Genomic DNA, 16,929 nt, shown 5'->3' with positions numbered 1-16,929 from the left:
CGCTCGGGCGCCGTCAGGCGCCGAGCGAGGCGAGCGCCTCGTTCAGCGTCGTGGACGGGCGCATCACGGCCGAGGCCTTCGCGTCGTCCGGGCGGTAGTAGCCGCCGATGTCGGCGGGGTGGCCCTGGACCGCGGCGAGCTCGTCGACGATCCGCTGCTCGTCGGCCGCGAGCTTCTCGGCCAGCGGGGCGAACGTCGTGGCGAGCTCGGCGTCGTCGGACTGCGCGGCCAGCTCCTGCGCCCAGTACAGGGCGAGGTAGAAGTGCGAGCCGCGGTTGTCGATGCCGCCCAGGCGGCGGGTCGGCGACCTGTCCTCGTTGAGGAACGTGCCCGTGGCGCGGTCGAGCGTGTCGGCCAGCACCTGCGCGCGGGAGTTGCCGGTCACGGTGGCGAGGTGCTCGAACGAGGCGGCCAGCGCGAAGAACTCCCCGAGCGAGTCCCAGCGCAGGTAGTTCTCCTCGACCAGCTGCTGGACGTGCTTCGGGGCCGAGCCGCCGGCACCGGTCTCGAACAGGCCGCCGCCGTTCATCAGCGGCACGACCGACAGCATCTTGGCCGACGTGCCGAGCTCGAGGATGGGGAACAGGTCGGTGTTGTAGTCGCGCAGCACGTTGCCCGTCACCGAGATGGTGTCCAGGCCCTCGCGCATGCGGGCGAAGGAGTACGCGCACGCCTCGGCCGGCGCCATGACGAGGATCTCGAGGCCCTCGGTGTCGTGCTCCGGCAGGTACTGCTCGACCTTGTTGATGAGGTTGGCGTCGTGGGCGCGCTCGGCGTCGAGCCAGAACACGGCCGGGGCGCCGGTGGCGCGGGCGCGGGTGACGGCCAGCTTGATCCAGTCCCGGACCGGGGCGTCCTTCGTCTGGCAGGCGCGCCAGATGTCGCCGGCCTCGACCTCGTGGCTCATGATCACGTCGCCGGCCGCGGTGACGAGCTCGACCGTGCCGTCGGCCGGGATCTCGAACGTCTTGTCGTGCGAGCCGTACTCCTCGGCCTTCTTGGCCATGAGGCCGACGTTCGGCACGGAGCCGATGGTGGCCGGGTCGAGGGCGCCGTTCTCGCGGCAGTCGTCGATCGCGGCCTGGTAGACGCCGGCGTACGAGGAGTCGGGGATGACGGCGAGCGTGTCGTGCTCGGCGCCGTCCGGGCCCCACATCTTGCCGCCGGCGCGGATCATCGCCGGCATCGAGGCGTCGATGATGACGTCGGAGGGCACGTGCAGGTTGGTGATGCCCTTGTCCGAGTTCACCATCGCCAGGGCCGGGCCCTCGGCCAGGCCCTGCTCGACGGCGGCCTTGATCGCGGCGCCGTCGGGCAGCTCGTCGACCTTGGCCAGCAGGGCGCCGAGGCCGTCGTTGGGCGAGACGCCCGCGGCGCGCAGCGCGTCGCCGTGCTTCGCGAACAGGTCGGGGAAGTAGGCCTGGACCACGTGGCCGAAGATGATCGGGTCGGAGACCTTCATCATCGTGGCCTTGAGGTGGGCGGAGAACAGCACGTCCTCGGCCTTGGCGCGGGCGACCTGCTCGGCGAGGAAGGTGCGCAGCGCGCGGACCGACATGAACGTGCCGTCGACGACCTCGCCGGCCTCGACGTCCAGGCCGTCCTTGAGCACCGTGGTGGTGCCGTCGGCCGCGACGAGGCGGATGGTCAGCGTGTCCGCGGCGGGCATGACGACGGACTTCTCGTTGGAGCGGAAGTCGCCGGACTCCATGTGCGCCACGGTCGTCCGCGACTCCGGCGACCAGGCGCCCATGCGGTGCGGGTGGGCCTTGGCGTACGCCTTGACCGACGCGGGCGCGCGGCGGTCGGAGTTGCCCTCGCGCAGCACGGGGTTCACGGCCGAGCCCTTGACCCGGTCGTAGCGGGCGCGCACGTCGCGCTCGGCGTCGGTCTGCGGGTCCTCCGGGTAGTCCGGGATCGCGTAGCCCTGCGCCTGCAGCTCCGCGATCGCGGCCTTGAGCTGCGGCACCGACGCCGAGATGTTCGGCAGCTTGATGATGTTGGCCTCGGGCGTCGTGGCCAGGCGGCCCAGCTCCGCGAGGGCGTCGTCGACCCGCTGCTCCTCGGGCAGGACGTCGGGGAACTGCGCCAGGATGCGGCCGGACAGCGAGATGTCCCGGGTCTCGACCTCGACGCCCGCCTGGCCGGCGTACGCCTGGACGATCGGCAGGAACGAGTACGTCGCCAGCAGCGGCGCCTCGTCGGTGTGCGTGTAGATGATCGTGGACTTGCTGGTCTTGACGGACGAAGCCATGGGCGGCGGTGCTCCCTGGGACGTGGGTGCTGCGGTGGCAGCCGTGCGGATTTCGCTCGACGTCAAGATATCGGACCCCTCCGGTCGCCGGGAACCGGAGCGACGGGCGCCCGCCGCGCCGTCGCGCGGCCCCGCCGGCCGCGACGGGCGGGGCCGCTCGTGGAGGCCCCGTGGAGGGTGTCGCACGCGTGGTGTCACGCCGCGCTACCAGGACCGACGGCCGCTAGTGTCGGCGACGTGCCTCTACGCAACCTGCGGATCGCACCCCCCGTGACGGACGAGGTGCGGGCCGCCCTCGCAGCGCTGCGCGCCGAGCTGCGCCTGCCCCCGATGTTCCCGCCCGACGTGCTCGACGAGGCGCGCGCCGCGGCGCAGGAGCTGGCGCCGGGCGGCGCGTGGGACACCCGGCGGGACGCCGCGGACGGGCGGCAGGACCACCGGGACGTCGAGCTGGTGACGATCGACCCGCCGGGCTCCCTCGACCTCGACCAGGCGGTGCACGTCGCCTCGTCCGGCGACGGGTACGTGGTGCGCTACGCCATCGCCGACCTCGCGACGTTCGTGGCGCCGGGCGGCGCCGTCGACCGGGAGGTGCACCGGCGCGGCGCGACGGTCTACGGGCCGGACACCCGCACGCCGCTGCACCCGCCGGCGCTGAGCGAGGGCGCGGCGAGCCTCCTGCCCGGCCAGGACCGCCCGGCCGTCCTGTGGACGATCGGCCTCGACTCCCACGGCGAGATCACCTCCGCCTCGGTGGTGCGCGCGGTCGTGCGCTCGCGCCAGCGGCTCACGTACGGCGAGGCGCAGTCGGCGCTCGACGACGGCACCGCGCCCGAGCCGCTGCAGCTGCTCGCCGACGTCGGCCGGCTGCGCCAGGAGCGCGAGCGGGCCCGCGGCGGCGTCTCGCTCGACGTGCCGGAGCAGGAGGTGGTCCCGCGGGCCGACGGCTCGTTCGGGCTGGAGTTCCGCCGCACGCTGCCGGTCGAGGGCTGGAACGCCCAGATCTCGCTGCTCACCGGCATCGTCGCCGCCCGCATGATGCGCGAGGCCGGCGTCGGCATCCTCCGCACGCTGCCCGCGGCGGACCCGCGCGACGTCGCGCGCCTGCGGCGCACCGCCGCGGCGCTCGGCATCGACTGGCCCGAGCACGTCGAGTACCCCGACCTGCTGCCGCGCCTGGAGTCGCGGCGCCCGGCGCACGCGGCGTTCCTCAACGAGGCCACGAGCCTGTTCCGCGGCGCCGGCTACCTCGCGTTCGGGGTGCCGGCCGACGGCGCGGAGGGCGGCAAGGTCGTCGCCCTGCCCACCGACGCCCGCCACGCCGCCATCGCCGCGGAGTACGCGCACGTCACGGCGCCGCTGCGCCGCCTCGTGGACCGGTACGCCACCGAGATCTGCCTGGCCCACGCGGCCGGCCGCGAGGTGCCCGGCTGGGTGCTCGAGGCGCTGCCCGGCCTGCCGGCCACGATGGCGGCCGCGGGCCGCACGGCGTCGGCGTTCGAGCGCGCCTGCGTGGACGTCGTCGAGGCGGCGCTGCTCGGCGGCCGCGTGGGGCAGCGGTTCGACGCCGTGGTGGTCGACGTCGACGAGCGCGACGGCGCCGACCGCGGCCAGGTGGTGCTGCGCGACCCGGCGGTCCGCGCCCGGGTCGACGGCGCGTCGCTGCCCCTGGGCGAGCGCGCCAAGGTGACGCTCGCCGAGGCCTCGGTGCCCGCCCGGACGGTGCGGTTCACGCTGCCCTGACGTCTACCGTTCCTCCCATGCCTCCCCGCCGCCGCACCGACCCCGTCGCCGGCCGCGCCGCCGTCGCCGCCTGGCTCGCCGGCGGCGCCTCGCGCGCCGACGTGACCACCGCCGTCCGCTTCACCCTCGAGGAGCTGGCCGACGTCGCGCCCGGCAACGCCGTCGAGGTGCGCGTCCCGCCGGCCGGGGCGGTGCAGGCCGTCGCCGGGCCGCGGCACACCCGCGGCACGCCCCCGAACGTGGTGGAGACGGACGTCGAGACGTGGCTCGCCCTCGCCACGGGCCGCCGCTCCTGGGCCGACGCCGTCGCCGCCGGGCGCGTGAACGCCTCGGGGGAGCGGGCCGACCTGTCCGCCCTCCTGCCGCTGCAGGCGGCGCGGGAGCGCTGAGCGCGCCGGAGCCCTGGAGCGCCCCGGGGCGCCCCGGGCGCCCCGGGCGACGAAACATGCCTGTCACCGGCATCCGCTAACGTCCGAGCCACCTTTGCCGGGCCGTCGTCGTCCCGTCTCCGCGCGTTCGTGCCCGGTTCACCGGGTGCTGGTCGGATGACGGCGCCTCGCACCGACGGCCCACTCCGACAAGCAGGAGCCAGCGTGACCACGACAGCTTCCCCCCACGGCCGCGCAGGAGCGGTCGCCACGGCGCTCGCGGCGGCGCTCGTGCTGCCGACGACGGCAGCGCTCGCCGCGCCCGCGTCGGCCGCCGTCTCGCCCGCCGCGCCCGTCGTCATCGACGAGGTGTACGGCGGCGGCGGCAACAGCGGCGGCGCGTTCGACCAGGACTTCGTCGAGCTGTGGAACCCCACGGACGAGCCGGTCAGCCTCGACGGCTGGACCGTGCAGTACGCCTCGGCCACCGGCTCCTGGGCCAACGGCGCGCAGACGGCGCTGACCGGCACCATCCCTGCGCACGGGTCCTTCCTGGTCGGCCAGGGCTTCGGCACCGACCGCGACCTGCCGGACCTGCCGGCGCCGGACGTCACGGGCACGATCGCCCTGTCGGGCAGCGCCGGCAAGGTCGCGCTGGTCCGCGACACCGCGCGGCTCGACTGCGCCGCCGCGGCCTGCGCGCAGCTGCCGCAGGTCGTCGACCTCGTCGGCTGGGGCGGCGCCTCCGCGTTCGCCGGGTCGGCCCCGGCGCCGGGCACGAGCAACGCCACGTCGGTGGCCCGTGTGGAGCACGCGAACACGGCCGACAACGCCGCCGACTTCCGCACCGGCGCCCCGACGCCCGCGGGCAGCGGCGCCGGGCCGACGCCCGAGCCCACCCCCGAGCCCACCCCCGAGCCCACCCCCGAGCCCACCCCCGAGCCCACGCCCGGGCCGACCGACCCCGGCACGCCGGTCCCGGTCGTGCCGATCGCCGAGATCCAGGGCACGGGTGCCGCCTCCCCGCTCGCGGGCCGGACCGTCACCACGGTCGGCGTCGTCACCGCCGCGTACCCGACCGGCGGGCTCGACGGGTACACCATCCAGACGCCGGGGACCGGCGGCGCCCTCGACCTCGCCGCCCACACCGCCTCGGACGCCGTGTTCGTCTACTCCGCGGCGACCGACCACCTCGTCGCCGTCGGCGACACCGTGCAGGTGACCGGCGAGGTCACGGAGTACCAGGGCCTCACCGAGGTCACCGTCCGGGCCGCCACCGACCTCGTCGTGCTGCCCGACGCCGCGCCCGTCGAGCCGGCCGTCGTCGCCTGGCCCGGGACCGACGCCGAGCGCGAGGCGCTGGAGTCGATGCTCTACGCGCCCGGTGCCTTCACGGTCACCGACACCCACTCGACCAACCAGTACGGCGAGGTCGGCCTCGCGGCCGGCGACGGCCCGCTGCTGCAGCCGACCGACGTCGCGCGCCCCGGCACCGCCGAGGCCGCCGCGGTCGAGGCCGAGAACGCCGCGCGGGCCGTGGTGCTCGACGACGGCGCCTCGACGAACTTCCTCAGCAGCGCGAACCAGGGACTGACCCCGCCGTACGTCTCGCTCGACGAGCCCGTGCGCGTGGGCGCCGCCGCCGACCTCACCGAGCCGGTGGTCGTCGACTACCGGAACAGCGCGTGGAAGCTCAACCCCACCCGCCCGCTGGTGGCCGGCGAGGACGACCCGGTGACCTTCGCCGACACGCGCACCGACCGGCCGGAGGACGTGGGCGGCGACGTCCAGGTCGCCACCTTCAACGTGCTCAACTACTTCACCACGGTCGGCGCCGACGTCGCCGGGTGCACCGCGTACTCCGACCGCACGGGCGACCCGGTCACCACCCGCAGCTGCCCGGGCAACGGCCCCCGCGGCGCGTTCGAGGCCGAGGACCTGGAGCGCCAGCAGGCCAAGATCGTCGCGGCGATCAACGCGCTCGACGCCGACGTGGTCGGCCTGCTGGAGATCGAGAACTCGCTGGTGGTGGACGGCGTGGCCGACGAGGCGACCGCCACCCTGGTGGAGGCGCTCAACGCCGCCGCGGGCGCGGACGTCTGGGACTACGTCCCGTCGTCGGAGCAGCTGCCGGACGTCACCGAGATGGACGTCATCGCCAACGCGATCATCTACAAGCCGGCCGAGGTGCGCCGCGCCGGGGAGTCGCTGGCGCTCGGCACCGAGTCGGCCGCCGGCGGGGCGTTCGACAACGCCCGCGAGCCGGTCGCGCAGAAGTTCGTGCCGGTGGGCGGCGGCAAGCCGTTCCTGGTCGTGGTCAACCACTTCAAGTCGAAGGGCTCGGCGGGCCCGTGGCCGGGCGACGCCGACGCCGGCGACGGCCAGGGCGCCGCGAACGAGTCCCGGGTGCGGCAGGCCACGGCGCTGCGCGACTGGGTCGGCGAGATCGCCGGCGCCGGCCAGGCCGTCGCGCTGGTGGGCGACTTCAACTCCTACACGCAGGAGGACCCGCTGCAGGTGCTCTACGACGCCGGGTACACCGACGCCGCGTCGCACCTGGCCGAGGGCCAGCACTCCTACTCGTTCGACGGCCTGTCCGGCTCGCTCGACCACGTGCTGCTGAACGGTCCCGCGCTCGCGCGGGCCACCGGCGCCGACGTGTGGGAGATCAACGCCGAGGAGTCCGTCGCCCTCGAGTACAGCCGGTTCAACTACCACGGCACGACGTTCTACGCGGCGGACCCGTACCGCTCGAGCGACCACGACCCCGTCGTCGTCGGCCTCGGCAGCGGCAAGGGCGCGCCGTCCGGCCGGGGCACCCGGTGACCGCCCGCCCCGACCGCTCCGCCCGCCGGGCCGAGCGCCCCCGTCCCGCAGCACCGAACCCCTCCCGAGGAGAACTCACCGTGAACGACCGAACCCTCCGGCGCCGGGGCAGCGCGGCCGCGGCCGCCGCCCTGTCCGTGTCGCTGGCCGTGCCCGTGACGGTGTCGCTGGCAGGCCCGGCCGCGGCAGCGGACCCCGTCCGGATCGACATCGTCGACATCAACGACTTCCACGGCCGCATCGACATGGCCGCCCCCGACACCGCCGTGCAGCTCGCCGGCACGGTCGAGGAGCTCAAGAGCCGCAACCCCGAGGGCACGATCTTCGCTTCCGTCGGCGACAACATCGGCGCCTCGCTGTTCGCCTCCTCGGTGGCCGGCGACCGGCCGACGATCGACCTGCTCGACGCGCTGGACCTGCAGGTCTCCGCGGTCGGCAACCACGAGTTCGACCAGGGCTTCGCCGACCTGACCGGCCGGGTGGCCGACGCCGCCGACTGGGACTACCTCGGCGCCAACGTCTACGCCAAGGGCACCACCACCCCGGCCCTGCCCGAGTACGCCGTCGTGCCGGTCCAGGGCGTCGACGTCGCCTTCGTCGGCGTCGTCACGCAGGAGACGCCGACGCTCGTCTCGCCGGCCGGCGTGGCGGACCTCGACTTCGGCGACCCGGTCGAGGCGCTGAACCGCGTGACCGACGAGCTCAAGGACGGCGAGGCGGCCAACGGCGAGGCGGACGTCGTCGTCGCGCTGGTGCACGACGGCGCGGGCGCCGGCACGCCCGACGGCTCCACCCTCGAGGAGGAGGTGGCCGCCGGCGGCGTGTTCGCCGACGTCGTCACCGACTCCGACCCGCGCATCGCCGCGATCCTCACCGGGCACACCCACAAGCAGTACGCGTGGGACGCCCCGGTCGGTGACACCGGCAAGACCCGCCCCGTGATCCAGACCGGCAGCTACGGCGAGCGCGTCGGCCTCGTCTCGCTCTCGGTCGACCCGGCCACCGGCGAGGTGCTGACCGCCTCGGCGCAGAACGTCGCGCGCACCACGCGCACCGCGGCAGACCTCGTGGCGGCCTACCCGGCCGTCGCCGAGGCGAAGCGGATCGTGGACGCCGCGGTGGCGGAGGCCAAGGTCGTGGGCAACCAGCCGCGCTCCTCGGTCACCGCCGACATCACGACCGCCTTCGCCGGCGGCTCCTACGTCGACGGCAGGTACGTCGGCGGCACGCGCGACGACCGCGCCGCGGAGTCCGCGCTCGGCAACCTCGTCGGCAACGCGCTGCGCGACTCGCTCGCCGCGCCGGAGCGCGGCGCCGCGGAGATCGGCATCGTCAACCCCGGCGGCCTGCGCGCCGAGCTGCTGCGCGGCGAGGACGGCGTCATCACCTACGCCGAGGCGAACGCCGTGCTGCCGTTCGTCAACAACCTCTGGTCGCTGACCCTCACCGGCGCCCAGCTCGAGGAGGTCCTCGAGCAGCAGTGGCAGACGGACGCGAACGGCAACCGCCCGTCGCGGCCGTACCTGGCGCTCGGCCTGTCCGACAACGTCACCTGGGTGGCCCGCAGGGCCGACCCGGCCGCGACGCCCGGGGACAACGTCCTCGCGGTGTACGTCGACGGCGAGCCCGTCCGGCCGGACGACACGTTCCGCGTGGCGACGTTCAGCTTCCTCGGCACGGGCGGCGACAACTTCCGCGCCTTCACGCAGGCGACGGACGTGCGCGACTCCGGCCTGGTCGACCGCGACGCGTGGATCGACTACCTCGGCGCCAACCAGCCGCTCACCCCGTCCTTCGCCCGGTCCCGCACGGTCGCCGACGCGCTGCCCGACACCGTGACCGCGGGCGAGAAGCTCTCGGCCACCCTGCGCGGGCTCGACCTCACGTCGCTCGGCGCGCCGCAGAACACCTCGGCCACGCTCACGCTGGTCCCGGCCGGGCAGCCCGACGCCGAGGGCGTCGGCCTCGGCGAGGCCGCGGTCTCCGGCGGCACCGCCGAGATCGCCGCCGTCGTCCCGGCCGACACGGCCGCGGGTGACTACACGTTGCGCGTGAGCGTCGCGCCGTCGGGCACGGTGGCCAGCCTGCCGGTCACGGTGGAGGCCGCCGCCCCGGTGTACCCCGAGTGGTCCCGCACCACGGTGTACGGCGCGGGCGACCGTGTCGCGTACCAGGGCAAGGTCTACGAGGCCGACGGCCGCGTCCGGGGGCTCGCCCCGGGCAAGAACAAGAACGGCCCGTGGTTCGAGGTGCAGGGCGGGCTGACGACGCGCTGACGCGTCGTCAGCCCGCAACGGGGTCCCGGGCCGCGCGGCCCGGGACCCCGTGCCCGTCCGCGGCGTCGGCGCCCGTCGTCCTCCGTCGTCCCGGTCCTCCCAGAGGGGGGTCCGGGGGCGCCCGGGGCGCCGATAGGCTGGGCGGGTGAGCACCACCGCGGACGAGCCGGGCGCCCCGCGCCCGCAGACCGGCCGGCCCGACGTCCCGCAGGACGGTCGCGAGACCGGCGCGGGGACCACCCCGGACAGCCCCCCGCCGCCCGGGACGACGGAGGCGGGCCCCGAGGCCGGCGCGCAGGCCGACGCCGACGTCAGCACCGTCGTCGACCCGACGACGGTGCGTCGCGCCCCCCGGTACCGGGCGTTCTTCTGGCTGGGTGCCCTCCTCGGCATCGTGCTCGGCGGCGCGTTCGGCCTCTACCTGGTGGCCAGCACGGACCCGGCCGACATCGGTGGGCCGCTGCAGAAGCCGGGCGTCTACGTCACGGTGATCATGCTGGCCACCACGACGGTCACCGTGCTGCTTGCCGGGCTGGTCGCGGTGCTGCTCGACCGGCGCAGCGTGCGCCGGCGCTGAGCCGTCGCGGACGCCGGGCGGCGGCCCCGGGCCGCTGTGAAATACTCGAGCCATGCCTCTGCGCCCTGACGGCCGTCTCAACCACGACCTGATGCCCGGCGAGAAGGGGCCGCAGGACGCCTGTGGCGTCTTCGGCGTCTGGGCTCCCGGCGAGGAGGTCGCCAAGCTCGCCTACTTCGGTCTGTACGCGCTCCAGCACCGCGGGCAGGAGTCCGCGGGCATCGCGACCAGCAACGGCGAGCAGATCCTCGTCTACAAGGACATGGGCCTGGTCTCGCAGGTCTTCGACGAGACGGCGCTCAACGCCCTCCAGGGCCACATCGCCGTCGGCCACTGCCGCTACTCCACCACGGGCGGCGTCACGTGGGAGAACGCCCAGCCGACGCTCGGCGCCACGGCGTCCGGCACCGTGGCCCTCGGCCACAACGGCAACCTCACCAACACCGCGGAGCTGGTCAACCTCGTGGCCGAGCGGTACGGCGCCCAGCGGCGCGGCGAGCTCGCGCGGGGCAACACCACGGACACGGCGCTGGTCACGGCGCTCTTCGCGGGCGACCCGGACCACACGCTCGAGCAGACCGCGATGGAGGTGCTGCCGCGGCTGCGCGGCGCGTTCTCGCTGGTCTTCATGGACGAGCGCACCCTGTACGCCGCCCGCGACCCGCAGGGCGTGCGGCCGCTCGTCCTCGGCCGCCTGGACCGCGGCTGGGTCGTGGCCTCCGAGACGCCGGCCCTCGACATCGTCGGCGCCTCGTACGTCCGCGAGGTCGAGCCCGGCGAGCTAATTATGATCGACGCCGACGGCCTGCGCTCCCACCGGTTCGCCCCGACCCAGCGCGCCGGCTGCGTCTTCGAGTACGTCTACCTGGCCCGCCCGGACACCTCGATCAACGGCCGCTCCGTGCACGCCGCGCGCGTCGAGATGGGCCGCGCGCTCGCCCGCGAGCACCCCGTCGAGGCGGACCTGGTCATCCCGACGCCGGAGTCGGGCACCCCGGCGGCCGTCGGCTACGCCCAGGAGTCGGGCATCCCGTTCGGCCAGGGCCTGACCAAGAACGCGTACGTGGGCCGCACGTTCATCCAGCCGTCCGACACGCTGCGCCAGCTCGGGATCCGTCTCAAGCTCAACCCGCTGCGCGAGGTCATCCGCGGCAAGCGCCTCGTCGTCGTCGACGACTCGATCGTGCGCGGCAACACCCAGCGGGCCCTGGTGCGCATGCTGCGCGAGGCGGGCGCCGCCGAGGTGCACGTGCGCATCTCCTCGCCGCCCGTGAAGTGGCCGTGCTTCTACGGCATCGACTTCGCCAGCCGCGCCGAGCTCATCGCCAACGGGCTCGCGGTCGAGGAGATCGGCCAGTCCCTGGGCGCGGACTCGCTCGGCTACATCTCGCTGGACGGCATGATCGCCGCCACGGAGCAGCCGGCGTCGCAGCTGTGCGCCGCCTGCTTCACCGGCAGGTACCCCATCGAGCTGCCGCCCGAGGACCAGCTCGGCAAGCACCTGCTCGAGCAGGAGGAGCTGCCGCTCGGCGCGCCGGAGGACGGCCTGCGGTCCCTGTCCGTCGCCGCCGGCGGCGGGTCGTCGCTGCAGCACCCCTGAGCCACCCCCGCGGCGCTGCGCAGCCCGGCGCCCGCCCCTGCACGAGGAGCACCACGACGTGACGAACGAAGGCCTGACGTACGCCGCCGCCGGCGTCGACACCGAGGCGGGCGACAAGGCCGTCGAGCTGATGAAGGACGCCGTGCGCCGCACGCACGGCCCCGCCGTGCTGGGCGGGGTCGGCGGGTTCGCCGGGCTGTACGACCTGTCGGCGTTCCAGGGCTACCGCGCCCCGCTGCTGGCGACGTCGACCGACGGCGTGGGCACCAAGGTGGCGATCGCCCAGGCGCTCGACAAGCACGACACCATCGGGTTCGACCTGGTGGGCATGGTCGTGGACGACATCGTCGTGGTCGGCGCCAAGCCGCTGTTCATGACCGACTACATCGCCACCGGCAAGGTGGTCCCGGAGCGCATCGCCGACATCGTGCGCGGCATCGCGCAGGCGTGCGAGGTCGCCGGCACGGCGCTGGTCGGCGGCGAGACGGCCGAGCACCCCGGGCTGCTCGCGCCGGACGAGTACGACGTCGCGGGCGCCGCCACCGGCATCGTCGAGGCGGACAAGGTGCTGGGCCCCGAGCGCGTCCGGGCGGGCGACCTGCTCATCGGCATGGCCTCGAGCGGCCTGCACTCCAACGGCTACTCGCTGGTGCGCGCCGTGCTCAAGCACGCCGGCTGGGGCCTGGAGCGCCACGTCGAGGAGCTGGGCCGCACGGTGGGGGAGGAGCTGCTCGAGCCCACCCGCGTGTACGCCTCCGACGTGCTCGCCCTCGCGGCCGACGACGCCGCACACGTGCACGCCTTCACGCACGTCACCGGCGGCGGCCTGGCCGCCAACCTCGCCCGCGTGCTGCCCGCCGGCCTGGTGGCGACGGTGGACCGCAACACCTGGCAGGTGCCGCCGGTGTTCGGCCTCGTGCGCGAGCTGGGTCAGGTGCCGGTCCGCGACCTCGAGGGCACGCTGAACCTCGGCGTCGGCATGGTCGCCGTCGTCGGCAAGGACGGGGCCGACGCCGCGCTCGCGCGGCTCGCGGCGCTGGGCGTGCCCGCGTGGGTGCTCGGCGCGGTCGGCGAGCTCGACGCCGACGCGCCCGCGGCCGACCTCGTGGCCGGGACCAAGGGCGTCGAGGGCGGGGCCGTGCGCCTGGTGGGGGACTACCGGTTCTGACGGCCGGCCGTGCCCCGGGAGCGCGCGAGGGGCCGGACGACGCTCAGCGTCGTCCGGCCCCTCGTCACCTCTGGAGAACCGGCCGCGACCGGCTCAGGGGTCAGCGCTCGTCGTCAGCCCAGGTCGAGTACTGGTTGTCGTACTCGGTGTCCGCGTCGGAGGCGAACCGGTCCTCGGTGGCGAGGTCGGTGCGGCGGCCGCCACCACTGAGCTCCTGCTCGAGGGCGTGGTAGTTCGTCTCCGGGCTGTAGTACTTCAGCGCGCGAGCAACCTTGGTCTGCTTTGCCTTCTGTCGGCCGCGGCCCATGGCTCCCCCTCAACGTAGGAGCGGGGCGGCAACGCGCTCAGACGTGCGGCCCCGGAGTAAGTGCGTGTCTGTTCAGTCCACAACGGTACAGGACCCGGGGCGCTTCCCTCCACTCCACACGGAGTCGACAGCGTCACGTTGCGAGACGCCGTGTCACTCCGTGAGCGCCGGGCGGGCCCCACGGCACGCCGCGACAGGGTGAAATCCCTGGTCAAGAGCCTCCGAGCGGCGCTCTTTCGGCATTTTTCATCCTGTCACCAAGTCGCATATATCGCCCTTGCGGCGACAATAGTGAGACGACGGCCGCCTCTGTGCCCGGGACCCTCCGGGGCCGGCCGTCGCCGATGAGGGAAGGTGTCGGGATGTCGCTCCACGGAGAGTCGGAGGTGCTGCTCACGCCCGCCGAGGTCGCGAGCATGTTCCGTGTCGACCCGAAGACGGTCACGCGATGGGCCAAGGCGGGCAAGCTCTCGTCGATCCGGACCCTCGGCGGCCACCGCCGCTACAAGGAGTCCGAGGTCCGGGCGCTGCTCGGGGCCGCGTCGGAGAACGCCGAGGGCGTCGACAAGTAAGCGTGCCGCGGGTCCCGGCGTCGCCGCCGCGGACCTGCCGGTCGACCCGCGGGTCGACTCACGACGTGCCGGTGCCCGGCGGCGGACCCCCGCCGCCGGGCACCGGCACGTCGTGCGCCGCGCAGGACGCTCAGGGCGCGGTCAGCGGCGCACCCGGCGGACCAGCGCGATGGTCACCACGGTCACGCACGCGGCGACGGCGCCCAGCAGCGCCTTGGCGTTGCGGGCCCGGTCGCGGTCCTGGCTGGGCAGGCCGTTGCCCGTGAAGAAGGCGCCGACGTCCTGCGCGGCCGTCCGCGCGACGTCGCGCAGCCGCTCGGCCTGGTAGGCGGGCGACAGCCGGGTGGTCAGCGCGTCGAGCGTGGCACCCAGCTCGGCGCGGGCGCGCTCGACCTCGGACCGCAGCTCGTACGGCGTGGGCCCCTTGCCGTCGGGGGCGGGTCCGCCCCGGCCGGCCGCGGGGCGCGGCAGCTTGTCCTCGACGCTCACCGGTGGATCCCCTCCTTGACCGCGTCGATGTCGTCCTTGACGCGGTCGATCGTCTCGGGCCGCGTGGCGGCTCGCTTGATCAGCCGGCTCGCGACGAGCACCATCAGGCCCGCGACCAGCAGCATGACCACGCCGACCACCAGGGCGGAGAGCCACAGCGGCCACGCCTCCGCGAGCCCGGTGATGGCGGCCCAGATGAGCACGCCGACGGCGTAGAGCAGGATCACCAGCGCGACGGCGACGAGGCCCGCACCGATCCCGAAGCGCTTGGCCTTGGCGGTCATCTCCGTCTTCGCGAGCGCGATCTCCGCCCGCACGAGGCGCGTGGCCTGCTCCGAGAGCTGCTCGACGAGCTTGCCCAGCGTGGGCTGCTGCGCCTTCGGCGGTGTGCTGCCGTCGTCCCAGTCGGTCATCCGTGGCTCCATCCGTGGTGGTCCTGTGGTGAAGATTCGCAGGACTCCGTGCCCCACTCAACTCGGACGCGCTGGTCCCGGCAATTCGGGGGCCCGACGGCGGCGCCGCAGGTGGCGGGGGTCGCGCCGTCCAAGCAGCCCCGCAGGCACCTCCGTGCCCGCGCGCGGGGCGCGGACGGCCCGGCCCGGAGACGGCGAGACCCCCGGATCCTGGTGGATCCGGGGGTCTCGTTCCGGTGGCTCCGAGGGGCGTCGATCCCCTGACCTCACGATTTTCAGTCGTGCGCTCTACCAACTGAGCTACAGAGCCTCGGACACGAACGCCCGGGGCGTCGTTTCCGACGAACCGGGCGCCTTGTGCGCGACCCTGACGGGACTTGAACCCGCGACCTCCGCCGTGACAGGGCGGCGCGCTAACCAACTGCGCTACAGGGCCTTGACTCCGCGGCGTTCCCGCCGTTCGAGCCGAGAAGAAGCGTACCCCACCCCGCCGGAAACCTGAAATCGGCCTCTGACCTGGTCAGACACGTTCTGCGTGCCGCTCTCGGGGAGAGCGGCGGCGTACCCCCAACGGGATTCGAACCCGTGCTACCGCCGTGAAAGGGCGGGGTCCTAGGCCGCTAGACGATGGGGGCTGGACGGCCGCCAGCATACCGGTGCGCCGGCATCGGCGAGGATGGGGCGGCGACCCGGCGACCCGGGTGCCGGCGGGACGACCGCAGGACGACGACGCAGGACGATAGCGGCGCGCGAGGCGCCGCGAGGGAGGGGCACCGTGGCGGTCGAGATGTCGCGCGAGGACTTCGAGGGCGCGGTCGCGGACGCGCTCGATCTCATCCCGCCGGACCTGGCCGCCCGGATGGACAACGTCGTCGTGCTGGTCGAGGACGAGGCGCCCGCCGACGACCCGGAGCTGCTGGGCCTGTACGAGGGGGTCCCGCTCACCGAGCGCGACCTCGCGTGGGCCGCCGGCGCGCTGCCCGACCGGATCACGGTCTTTCGCAACCCGACCCTGGCGATCTGCGACACCCGTGAGGACGTGGTGGAGGAGGTGGCGGTCACGGTGGTGCACGAGATCGCCCACCACTTCGGCATCGACGACGAGCGGCTGCACGAGCTCGGCTGGGCCTGAGCGGCTCAGTCCTCCGGGTAGCCCTGCGGGTTCTGCGACTGCCACCGCCAGGTGTCGGCGCACATGTCGTCGATGGTGCGCGTGGCGTGCCAGCCGAGCTCGGCGTGGGCGCGCGACGGGTCGGCCCAGTAGGCCGGCAGGTCGCCGGGGCGGCGGGGGCCGATCTCGTGCGGCAGGTCGTGCCCCACGGCGCGCTCGAACGCGTGCAGCAGCTGCAGCACGGAGGTGCCGGTGCCCGTGCCGAGGTTGAAGGCGCGGACGGGCTCGCTCATCGCCTCCAGGTGCTCCAGGGCGGCCACGTGCCCCTCGGCGAGGTCGTCGACGTGGATGTAGTCGCGCTCGCAGGTGCCGTCCGCGGTGGGGTAGTCGCCGCCGAAGATCGTGAGCCTGTCGCGGCGGCCGACGGCGACCTGCGCCAGGAACGGCATGAGGTTGTTCGGCACGCCCTGCGGGTCCTCGCCGATGCGGCCCGACGGGTGCGCGCCCACCGGGTTGAAATAGCGCAGCAGCGCCACCTTCCAGCCCTCGGTCACCGCGGCGACGTCGGACAGGATGCGCTCGTTCATCACCTTGGTCTGCCCGTAGGGCGACGAGGAGGAGAGGAACCCGTAGTCCTCGCTGTAGGGCACCGGCGCCTGCTCGCCGTACACGGTGGCCGACGACGAGAACACGAGCCGCGTGACGCCGTGCCGCTGCATGGCCTCGATCAGCGACAGCGTGCTGTCGAGGTTGTTGCGGTAGTACGCGGCCGGCTTCTGCACGCTCTCGCCCACGGCCTTGAAGGCGGCGAAGTGGATGACGGCGTCGAGCTGCTCGGTGGCGAACAGCTCGTCGGTGCGGGCGGCGTCGGTGAGGTCGAAGGCGTGCACCGGCACCGAGCGGCCGGCGAGCTCCTCGAGCCGGGTGATCGCCGCGGGCTTCGCGTTGGAGAAGTCGTCGACGACGACGACGTCGTGCCCCGCCGCGGCGAGGGCGAGGACGGTGTGGGACCCGATGTACCCGGCGCCGCCGGTGACGAGAACGCGCATGGGCACAGCGTAGAGGCACGCGGCAGAGGGCCCCGCCGGTCCGCCCCGGCGTCGTGGGAGACGGCGGGACGGGCCGGCGGGGCCCTCGGGGTGCGGCCGGGGGCCCGGCCCCGCGCCCCCCCGCCCCCCCCCCCCGGGGCGTCGCCGCGGGCGCCATCCCCCAGGCCCCGCCCCCC

At 74.5% G+C, this 16,929-nt stretch carries 14 protein-coding genes and 3 tRNA genes; 9 read left to right on the top strand and 8 right to left on the bottom strand.

The genetic code is table 11. From position 1 onward, the window contains the following. Positions 1 to 13 precede the first annotated feature (13 nt). A complete protein-coding gene (locus U5M74_RS08455; protein WP_410908021.1) occupies positions 14 to 2,254 on the bottom strand; it encodes an NADP-dependent isocitrate dehydrogenase in 2,241 nt (746 codons plus the stop codon). A gap of 237 nt (positions 2,255 to 2,491) precedes the next feature. Between U5M74_RS08455 and U5M74_RS08450 the strand changes: the two genes are divergently transcribed. The 7 genes from U5M74_RS08450 (at position 2,492) to purM (ending at position 12,812) form a co-directional block, all read left to right on the top strand. Continuing rightward, positions 2,492 to 3,997, top strand: coding sequence for an RNB domain-containing ribonuclease (locus U5M74_RS08450; protein WP_410908019.1), 1,506 nt, complete (start codon positions 2,492 to 2,494; stop codon positions 3,995 to 3,997). Positions 3,998 to 4,014: 17 nt separating this feature from the next. Beyond that, positions 4,015 to 4,386 (top strand): sterol carrier family protein, encoded by a 372-nt coding sequence (locus U5M74_RS08445; RefSeq protein ID WP_410908017.1) that lies wholly within the window; start codon positions 4,015 to 4,017, stop codon positions 4,384 to 4,386. 204 nt (positions 4,387 to 4,590) lie between these two features. Then, the gene (locus tag U5M74_RS08440; RefSeq protein ID WP_410908015.1) at positions 4,591 to 7,191 is read left to right on the top strand and encodes an ExeM/NucH family extracellular endonuclease; all 2,601 of its coding nucleotides are present in this window, start codon (positions 4,591 to 4,593) and stop codon (positions 7,189 to 7,191) included. An 80-nt stretch (positions 7,192 to 7,271) separates the two neighbouring features. Next, positions 7,272 to 9,467, top strand: coding sequence for a 5'-nucleotidase C-terminal domain-containing protein (locus U5M74_RS08435; protein WP_410908013.1), 2,196 nt, complete (start codon positions 7,272 to 7,274; stop codon positions 9,465 to 9,467). A 145-nt stretch (positions 9,468 to 9,612) separates the two neighbouring features. Continuing rightward, positions 9,613 to 10,044, top strand: a complete 432-nt coding sequence (locus U5M74_RS08430; protein WP_410908011.1) for a hypothetical protein — start codon at positions 9,613 to 9,615, stop codon at positions 10,042 to 10,044. A gap of 52 nt (positions 10,045 to 10,096) precedes the next feature. Then, entirely contained in the window at positions 10,097 to 11,644 is a 1,548-nt protein-coding gene (purF, locus tag U5M74_RS08425; protein ID WP_410908009.1) for an amidophosphoribosyltransferase, read from the top strand. 58 nt (positions 11,645 to 11,702) lie between these two features. After that, positions 11,703 to 12,812 (top strand): phosphoribosylformylglycinamidine cyclo-ligase, encoded by a 1,110-nt coding sequence (gene purM / locus U5M74_RS08420; protein WP_410908007.1) that lies wholly within the window; start codon positions 11,703 to 11,705, stop codon positions 12,810 to 12,812. Positions 12,813 to 12,912: 100 nt separating this feature from the next. Here the strand turns inward: purM and U5M74_RS08415 are convergent, their stop codons facing one another. After that, the gene (locus U5M74_RS08415; protein WP_410908005.1) at positions 12,913 to 13,119 is read right to left on the bottom strand and encodes a DUF3073 domain-containing protein; all 207 of its coding nucleotides are present in this window, start codon (positions 13,117 to 13,119) and stop codon (positions 12,913 to 12,915) included. Positions 13,120 to 13,481: 362 nt separating this feature from the next. On the opposite strand from U5M74_RS08415, the gene U5M74_RS08410 reads away from it, so the two are divergent. After that, positions 13,482 to 13,691: a BldC family transcriptional regulator gene (locus U5M74_RS08410; protein WP_069983647.1), complete on the top strand. Its 210-nt coding sequence runs from the start codon at positions 13,482 to 13,484 to the stop codon at positions 13,689 to 13,691. Between the two features lie 141 nt (positions 13,692 to 13,832). Here the strand turns inward: U5M74_RS08410 and U5M74_RS08405 are convergent, their stop codons facing one another. The 5 genes from U5M74_RS08405 to U5M74_RS08385 form a co-directional block, all read right to left on the bottom strand. Next, positions 13,833 to 14,180, bottom strand: a complete 348-nt coding sequence (locus U5M74_RS08405; protein WP_410908003.1) for a DUF3618 domain-containing protein — start codon at positions 14,178 to 14,180, stop codon at positions 13,833 to 13,835. Next, positions 14,177 to 14,593, bottom strand: coding sequence for a phage holin family protein (locus U5M74_RS08400; RefSeq protein ID WP_410908001.1), 417 nt, complete (start codon positions 14,591 to 14,593; stop codon positions 14,177 to 14,179). The genes U5M74_RS08405 and U5M74_RS08400 overlap by 4 nt, the downstream gene beginning before the upstream one ends. A gap of 237 nt (positions 14,594 to 14,830) precedes the next feature. Continuing rightward, a tRNA-Phe gene (locus U5M74_RS08395) sits at positions 14,831 to 14,903 on the bottom strand. A gap of 52 nt (positions 14,904 to 14,955) precedes the next feature. Continuing rightward, positions 14,956 to 15,029, bottom strand: a tRNA-Asp gene (locus tag U5M74_RS08390). A 126-nt stretch (positions 15,030 to 15,155) separates the two neighbouring features. Beyond that, a tRNA-Glu gene (locus U5M74_RS08385) sits at positions 15,156 to 15,228 on the bottom strand. A 152-nt stretch (positions 15,229 to 15,380) separates the two neighbouring features. Between U5M74_RS08385 and U5M74_RS08380 the strand changes: the two genes are divergently transcribed. Continuing rightward, positions 15,381 to 15,725 (top strand): metallopeptidase family protein, encoded by a 345-nt coding sequence (locus U5M74_RS08380; protein ID WP_410908287.1) that lies wholly within the window; start codon positions 15,381 to 15,383, stop codon positions 15,723 to 15,725. A gap of 5 nt (positions 15,726 to 15,730) precedes the next feature. Here the strand turns inward: U5M74_RS08380 and galE are convergent, their stop codons facing one another. Beyond that, positions 15,731 to 16,753 carry a UDP-glucose 4-epimerase GalE gene (gene galE, locus U5M74_RS08375; protein WP_410907999.1) on the bottom strand — a complete coding sequence of 341 codons (1,023 nt, stop codon included), beginning with the start codon at positions 16,751 to 16,753 and terminating at the stop codon, positions 15,731 to 15,733. Positions 16,754 to 16,929 lie beyond the last annotated feature (176 nt).

The organism is Puerhibacterium sp. TATVAM-FAB25 (assembly GCF_046535855.1).
Lineage (GTDB): Bacteria > Actinomycetota > Actinomycetes > Actinomycetales > Cellulomonadaceae > Puerhibacterium > Puerhibacterium variabilis_A.
Note: the sequence above shows the minus strand (reverse complement) of the source record. Positions and strands in the feature narration are given on the sequence as shown.